General features: G+C 52.5%; 8 protein-coding genes and 1 riboswitch. Of the genes, 6 read left to right on the forward strand and 2 right to left on the reverse strand.

Annotated elements, in window-relative coordinates:
- Window positions 1–546, forward strand: a 546-nt coding sequence (locus AC58VC_RS38260; protein WP_497376696.1) for an eCIS core domain-containing protein, incomplete at its 5' end; no start/stop codon positions are given.
- 202 nt (window positions 547–748) lie between these two features.
- Entirely contained in the window at window positions 749–1270 is a 522-nt protein-coding gene (locus AC58VC_RS38265) for a YbjN domain-containing protein (protein WP_497376697.1), read from the forward strand.
- Window positions 1271–1550: 280 nt separating this feature from the next.
- Here AC58VC_RS38265 and AC58VC_RS38270 read toward each other — a convergent pair whose 3' ends face one another.
- Both AC58VC_RS38270 and AC58VC_RS38275 read right to left on the reverse strand, forming a co-directional pair.
- Window positions 1551–2246 (reverse strand): hypothetical protein, encoded by a 696-nt coding sequence (locus AC58VC_RS38270; RefSeq protein WP_497376698.1) that lies wholly within the window; start codon window positions 2244–2246, stop codon window positions 1551–1553.
- 151 nt (window positions 2247–2397) lie between these two features.
- Window positions 2398–3381, reverse strand: coding sequence for a bile acid:sodium symporter family protein (locus AC58VC_RS38275; protein ID WP_497376700.1), 984 nt, complete (start codon window positions 3379–3381; stop codon window positions 2398–2400).
- A 160-nt stretch (window positions 3382–3541) separates the two neighbouring features.
- Window positions 3542–3640: riboswitch (TPP riboswitch) on the forward strand.
- Window positions 3641–3781: 141 nt separating this feature from the next.
- On the opposite strand from AC58VC_RS38275, the gene AC58VC_RS38280 reads away from it, so the two are divergent.
- The 4 genes from AC58VC_RS38280 to AC58VC_RS38295 are packed head-to-tail and all read left to right on the forward strand — an operon-like array spanning window position 3782 to window position 6558.
- Window positions 3782–4426: a thiamine phosphate synthase gene (locus AC58VC_RS38280; protein WP_497376702.1), complete on the forward strand. Its 645-nt coding sequence runs from the start codon at window positions 3782–3784 to the stop codon at window positions 4424–4426.
- Window positions 4410–5597 (forward strand): glycine oxidase ThiO, encoded by a 1188-nt coding sequence (gene thiO, locus AC58VC_RS38285; RefSeq protein WP_497376708.1) that lies wholly within the window; start codon window positions 4410–4412, stop codon window positions 5595–5597. The genes AC58VC_RS38280 and thiO overlap by 17 nt, the downstream gene beginning before the upstream one ends.
- Window positions 5581–5784, forward strand: a complete 204-nt coding sequence (gene thiS, locus AC58VC_RS38290; RefSeq protein ID WP_497376704.1) for a sulfur carrier protein ThiS — start codon at window positions 5581–5583, stop codon at window positions 5782–5784. Before thiO ends, thiS begins: the two co-directional genes overlap by 17 nt.
- 6 nt (window positions 5785–5790) lie before the next feature.
- The gene (locus AC58VC_RS38295; RefSeq protein WP_497376706.1) at window positions 5791–6558 is read left to right on the forward strand and encodes a thiazole synthase; all 768 of its coding nucleotides are present in this window, start codon (window positions 5791–5793) and stop codon (window positions 6556–6558) included.
- Window positions 6559–6694 lie beyond the last annotated feature (136 nt).

The following is a 6694-nucleotide window of genomic DNA, read 5'->3' on the forward strand; positions in this document are numbered from 1 at the left end:
GGAGAGTCTGAGGAGGAAGAGCTGCAGATGAAGCCGTCCTCGGAGACGATTCAGCGAAGCGAAGGCGGAGAGTCTGAGGAGGAAGAGCTGCAGATGAAGCCGTCCTCGGAGACGATTCAGCGAAGCGAAGGCGGAGAGTCTGAGGAGGAAGAGCTGCAGATGAAGCCGTCCTCGGAGGCGATTCAGCGAAGCGAAGGCGGGGAGTCTGAGGAGGAAGAGCTGCAGATGAAATCATCCGACGGTGGAGCGTTTGAGGCAGGGGCTTCCGTTGAATCGCAGATTAAATCCAAGCAAGGCAGCGGCAGTAAGATGGATGCGCAGATTCAGGCAAAGATGGAATCAGCCTTTAATGCGGATTTCAGCAATGTGAACATCCATAATGATTCCGAGTCGTCGAAGCTTAATGCTTCGTTAGGTGCGGAGGCATTTGCGACAGGGAATGATATCTTTTTCCGTGAAGGTCGATATAACCCAGATTCGCATCAAGGTCAGGAGCTGCTTGGACATGAGTTAACGCATGTCATCCAACAGCGTGGCGGCAAATAAGTGAATTCCCGGATGAGCAACAGGATTAATGATGTCGCCTGTTGCTTTTTTGCATGCATGAGTGGGCCTGTCATAGTCACAGCTTGTTAGAAACGTTGGGACTAAGTATATTTGCACTTGAGAAAGTTAAGAATGATCAGATTAAATGAATAAGCAGCCTAGTTGAAGCATTGGGCATAAGAAAGTAGGAGGGCGGACACATATGCTGCCAGATCATGTACATACGCGTCATTTCACGCAGTTAGGGCTTTTAAAAGAGATTTTGGATGAGACAGGCCTTGCCACCAATTTGTTGGAGAAATCAGAAGCGATTCCGCTTCATGTGCTGATGGCAGGTTTTCAGGAGGATAAAAAAGAGCGGGAACGCTTTCTGCATTTTAGCTTTTTACCATTGAATGACGAAGAGATCGCTGCGATCCAGTTGCTGCAAATTTACAGTACACTTCCTTTTCACCTCGAAGAAGGTAAACGCGATGAGGTTGCCGCTGTTCTGCTTGAGATCAATACGCGATTGCCGATTGGCCATTTTGGCATTAATGAGCATAACGAGCTGCATTACCGCTACGTGTACAGTATTTCGGCTGCACGCTCTTTTGACAGCGAAGAAGTGCTGGAAATTTTGAGCTTATTCGTTTATATGTGTGATATGTTTGCCGATCACGTCGAGCTGGTGGCTAGCGGTGAAGCTGATGCCGAGCAGGTTGTTCAGGCACTTAGAGGTTAACTATGAACTAAAAAAGGGCTGTCCCAGATGTAGATGAGTCTACTGATGGGAGGCCCTTTTTGGCGTTCAGATAGAGCTACAGGGAACTGGAGTCCGCTATCTAAGCGAAGTCGGCCCATTCTGCTGTATGAGCGGAACTACAGGACCTTATTTGCCCATTGGACCCGCATATTACTCAGAAAACGGCGGAATAGCGAACCACAGTTCCCACTTACCTGGAAAAAGGCTGCCTTTTGGATAAATAAAGGCCTGTGGTTCCTCTAAAGTGGATCTCGCTGCTTTATTTCACTCTCTCCTGCAAAAGCTCAACAAGCTGTTTGCCCGGATCTTTCATTTGCCCGCCGTTGGCAAAGCCATTGCCCCCGGCAGGACGGTTGCCGCCTGCTTTGCCGCCGTTCTCACGAGGCTGCTTCCCAGCGTCCGTGCCTTCTGAACCGGCTGCTGCATTCGGTGAAGCTGAGGGTGAAGCTGAAGGTGAGGCTGAGGCTGAGGCTGAGGCATCCGGTTTCCCGCCTTTTTGCCCGCCACCATTCCCGCGCGTGCCATCTCCTTGATTTCCGCCGCCATTCCCCCGATTAGCCATCCGGTTCGCGGAGTCGTCGATGAACTTCTTCTGAGCGTCCGTCAGCTTTTCGAGCAGCTTGGTTTTGTTGTCATCGCTGAGCTCAGCTTTGGTCTCAATATCCTGCGCAACAGGCAGCATGACTTGGGCTTGCTCCTTGGTAATCGCAAGTCCTTCAGCCTTGTCCATCATGAGAAGCGTCTGGAAGGTGCTGAACAATTGTCTCTGCGCCTGACTCATGGCGGGACGATTCTGCCCCTGCTTGCCATCTGCTGTGGACTGCGCGTTCTGCGGCGAAGACTGCCCAGGCTGCGCTGTGCTTGTCGCTGCTGACTGAGGCGAAGCTTGATTGCCGCAACCGCTAAGCAAAGCGGGAATAAGGATGCATAAGCCGGCTATTTGTTTCATTTTCATATATCTATGTACCACTCCTATCCTTGATCTTCCACCTCATTGTACGGCGCAATTATGAAAAAAAAGCGAAGGGAAGCTGAATTGTAGATAAAAGTTAGCTTAAAGATGGCTGAGTGTGCAAAAAAAAGAAGCCGCACAGGCTGCTCCTTTGTCAAACTTGTTTGGCACGATTCATAGTCAGATTAGGCCTATCACTTTTCAGGGCGTATCTTCTGTTCAAAAGAAAACCAAATAACGACGCCAACGACTGCTGGAACAGCATCCCGAGCACAACGGGAATCGCCACAGGAGGCGGAAAATACGCTACAGCAAGCACGGCACCGGCACTAATATTTCGCATTCCACTGTTAAAAGTGAGCGCCACGACGACGTCCTGATCCCACTTCATCAGCTTCGCGACAATCCATCCCAGGATGTAGCCGAGGGAAGCGAGAGCTAGTACAAAACCAGCCAAACCAAGCAGTTTGGCATTAAAATCACGCAAGTATGGCGCGATAACAGAGCTGTTAATAGCGACAACGATGCCCATGCATATTTTCGAAAAGGGACTTAGACGGCCGCTCCATTGCTCCTTAATTTTGCCTTTTGTCCATTGATTGAGCAGCATGCCTAGGATGGAAGGGACGACGATCATGAAGAATAGACCCTTCATCATGGCAAAAGTGTCCATTTGGACTTTCGTGCCGATTAGCGCAGAGAGTGTATAAGGGACAACAAACGGTGAAAGAACGGTATCCGTAAGAATAATGGAGAGCGTCAGCACGATATTTCCACGATAAATAGCTACCCACACGAAGCTTGTTATGCCTGTTGGAATAGCTGCGGCCAGAATGAGTCCAGTGATGGTTAACGGTTCATGGCTGTAAACAGCGTGTCCGAGCCCAAGCGCAAGCAGTGGCATGCCAGCATGCAGAATCAGCAGCGTAGCAATGAGTGGGAGGGGCTGAACGATAACTTTAACAAATTCCTTGAAGCTGGAGCTGATGCTGCCCGAAAACGTCATAAAGGCAAACAGCCAAGGCGATAAGAAGGTAAAGCCGGATAAATGACTGCCGAGCAAAACACCGACAAGCACGCTGACCGGCGTGATGAGCGGCAAGATTTTTTCTAGTTGGCGATTCAAATGTGAGAGCATCTAGTGTGTTCATCCTTCCTGACAATGGATAATAAAGGCCGAGGTTTGCGTTCTCCCTATTATAAGAGCAATAGGTTCAGGCGACTAGGATAAGATGGGATGGAAATTTCTATTTCCAACGACTGGATACCGTGTTATGATAATGAACAAATGAATACGAATGTATCCCTAGGGGCGCCGCAAGGCTGAGACAGAGCAATCTGAACCCTTTGAACCTGAACTGGGTCATACCAGCGGAGGAAAGTGGAAACCGGACTTTGGCGCCTCATTTATGCATGGTTATTATGCGGGCAACCTACAACCACTTTTCTTAGGGAAAGTGGTTTTTTTGCGTCTTAATTGGCGCTGCGGAGTGCCTTGGCTATCGATACAACGGTTCAAAGTGAGGAGGAGGACTTTAATGTCCGATTGCGAGCTGCATGTGATATCGAACGGCAAGCTGGGATGGAAGGATATGGCGGCGATTGCTGCCCAGATTCATCCTTATGTCACGGCGATTCATATTCGCGAGAAAACGAGGCCGATGGATGAAGTTTATATGGGCGTACAGTATTTGCTTGAAAAAGGCGTACCTGCGCAAACCCTCTGTATCAACGGCTACCCTTGGATGGCAGCTGCTGCCGGGCTTGGCGGTTTGCACCTTCCCGAAAGCTCCCCGCAGCTGCTGGGGATAAGAGAGAGCTACCAAAGCGTGCATCGAACGGGAGTCTCCGTACATAGCGTAGAGGAAGCTGTGAAGCGCGAGCGGGAGGGGGCGGATTACGTCTTGTACGGTCATATTTTTGCCACGAATTCAAAGTTGGGTGTTGGGCCAAGAGGGCTTGAACAACTGCGGAAGGTTGCCGAGCAGGTCACGATTCCAGTTATCGCGATCGGTGGCATGACACCAGCAAGAGTAAGGCCTGTATTAGCAGCGGGAGCTTCCGGCATTGCGGTGATGAGTGGCATCTGGGAGGCGGCAGACCCTGTGGAAACGGTAAAAGCTTATATCCGAGAATTGCAGCTAGAAGAAACCAGAGGTGAAAGATATGAAGCATACGAGTGATGTGATCATCGTTGGCGGAGGTGTGATAGGCGCTTCCATCGCCTATCACTTGGCGAAGCGAGGCCAGACCGTCACGCTGCTGGAGCGCAGCAGACTAGGGACCGAGGCCTCGGCTGCCGCAGCCGGCATGCTCGGAGCGCAGTCCGAGATGGAGGACACAGGGCCCCTGTTCCAGTGGGCCCGGCATAGCAGAGCGATGTTCCCCGAGCTAAGCGGGGAACTGAGAAGCCTCACGGGCATCGATATCGGTCTCGTCCGTGAAGGGCTACTGAACGTCGCGCTCAGCGACGCTCAGGAACAGGAGCTGCGCGCGCGGGAGAAGCTCCAACGCGCAGCGGGCGAAAGAGCGGAGTGGCTGAGCGCAGCCGCAGCCGCAGAGCTCGAACCCGCGCTGAGCAAGGCGACGCGGGGAGCTTTGTACCTGCCGGGAGATGGGCAGGTGGAGGCGCCGCAGCTGGCGGCGGCCTTCGCGCAGGCAGCGCGGGTGCTCGGGGCGAAGCTGCAAGAATTCGCTCAAGTGCAAGGGCTGCTGACGGAGCGCGACCGCGTCATCGGCGTAATGACGAGCGAGGGACCGCTGTATAGCGACCGCGTTGTTGTAGCGGCCGGGACATGGAGCGGTCAGTTCCTCGCCGGCAGCGGGATCGACCTTCCGGTGTATCCCGTGAAAGGGGAGTGCTTCTCGGTTCTAACAGAGAAGAGTGAGCTGCAGAAGACCCTGTTCACGCCAGGGTGCTATATCGTCCCCAAAGCGGGCGGCCGGCTGCTTGTCGGCGCAACGGTTGTGCCGAACAGCTACGACCGCAAGGTGTCGCTGGCAGGGCTGTCAGAGCTGATGGCGAGAGCGAAGCAATTAATGCCCGCAATCGGCGAAGCAGAATGGGAGAAAGCTTGGTCAGGTCTGCGCCCGCAGACACCAGACGGCATGCCGTACATCGGGGAAATCCCGATGTATAAGGGGTTATTTACGGCTTGCGGGCATTACCGCAATGGTATTTTGCTTAGCCCGATCACGGGGAAGGTTATAGCTCAGCTCGTTTCAGGTGAGGACTTAGGTGCCTTGCAAGCTAACCTGTCTGCTTTTAGCCCCGATTTGACGGGTACATCGAAGCGGGCGGAAGGCGTGCAACGAAAAGGAGAGGAGCTGCAAAGCATTGAAGCTGCACATTAACGGACAAAGCGTCGAGGTTCCGGATACGATTCGGACCATTGAGGAATTGCTAGCGCATTTTGAGCTGCAGGAGAAAATGCTCGTCGTCGAGCATAATCAAAACATTTTACAAAAAGAAGATCACGAGAAATCGGCATTATCAGAGGGACATAAAATCGAAATCGTTCATTTTGTTGGAGGGGGATAATTAACCATGTTAAAAATCGGTCCATATGAATTTCGTTCAAGATTACTATTAGGCACAGGCAAATTCCCAAACTTTGATATTCAGAAGCAGGCTGTTGATGTGAGCGAATCGCAGATTTTGACGTTTGCGGTGCGGCGGATGAACATTTTTGAGGCGAGCCAACCGAATTTCTTATCCATGCTGGATGTGTCGAACTTCACGTTGCTGCCGAACACGGCGGGGGCTAAGACAGCGGAGGAAGCCGTGCGTATTGCCAAGTTGGCGAAGGCATCCGGGCTTTGCGACATGATTAAGGTAGAAGTCATTGGTGATGAGATGACGCTGCTGCCTGACCCGGTTGAAACATTGAAAGCGTCTGAAATGCTGCTCGAAGAAGGCTTCATCGTGCTGCCCTATACGTCGGATGACGTGTTATTGGCAAAACGCCTGCAAGCACTTGGGGTGCATGCTATCATGCCGGGAGCCTCACCAATTGGTACAGGGCAAGGCATTATCAATCCGCTCAACCTGAGCTTCATCATTGAACAGGCAACCGTGCCAGTCATCGTCGATGCCGGTATAGGTGCTCCTTCGGACGCTGCGCTGGCGATGGAGATGGGCGCAGATGGTGTGCTGCTGAATACAGCGGTTTCGGGTGCCAAGGATCCGGTTAAAATGGCCCACGCCATGAAGCTCGCTATTGAAGCGGGACGCGCCGGCTTCGAGGCTGGCCGAATTCCGAAGAAGCGTTATGCTTCGGCGAGCAGCCCGATGGATGGTTTTAGCCAGGTTTAGGATGTGGGCGGAAAGGCCGTCTCAGCCGCACGGCGGTGAGTAACGGGCGAATAAGCACGCTCGAGAGAGGCGAAAAGGCCGCCTCGGGTTGGAAACCCGGCGCTGCCGTCAACGAGCGGTCGGAAAAGGCCGTCTC

The sequence above is a fragment of the Paenibacillus sp. J22R67 genome (assembly GCF_059692175.1).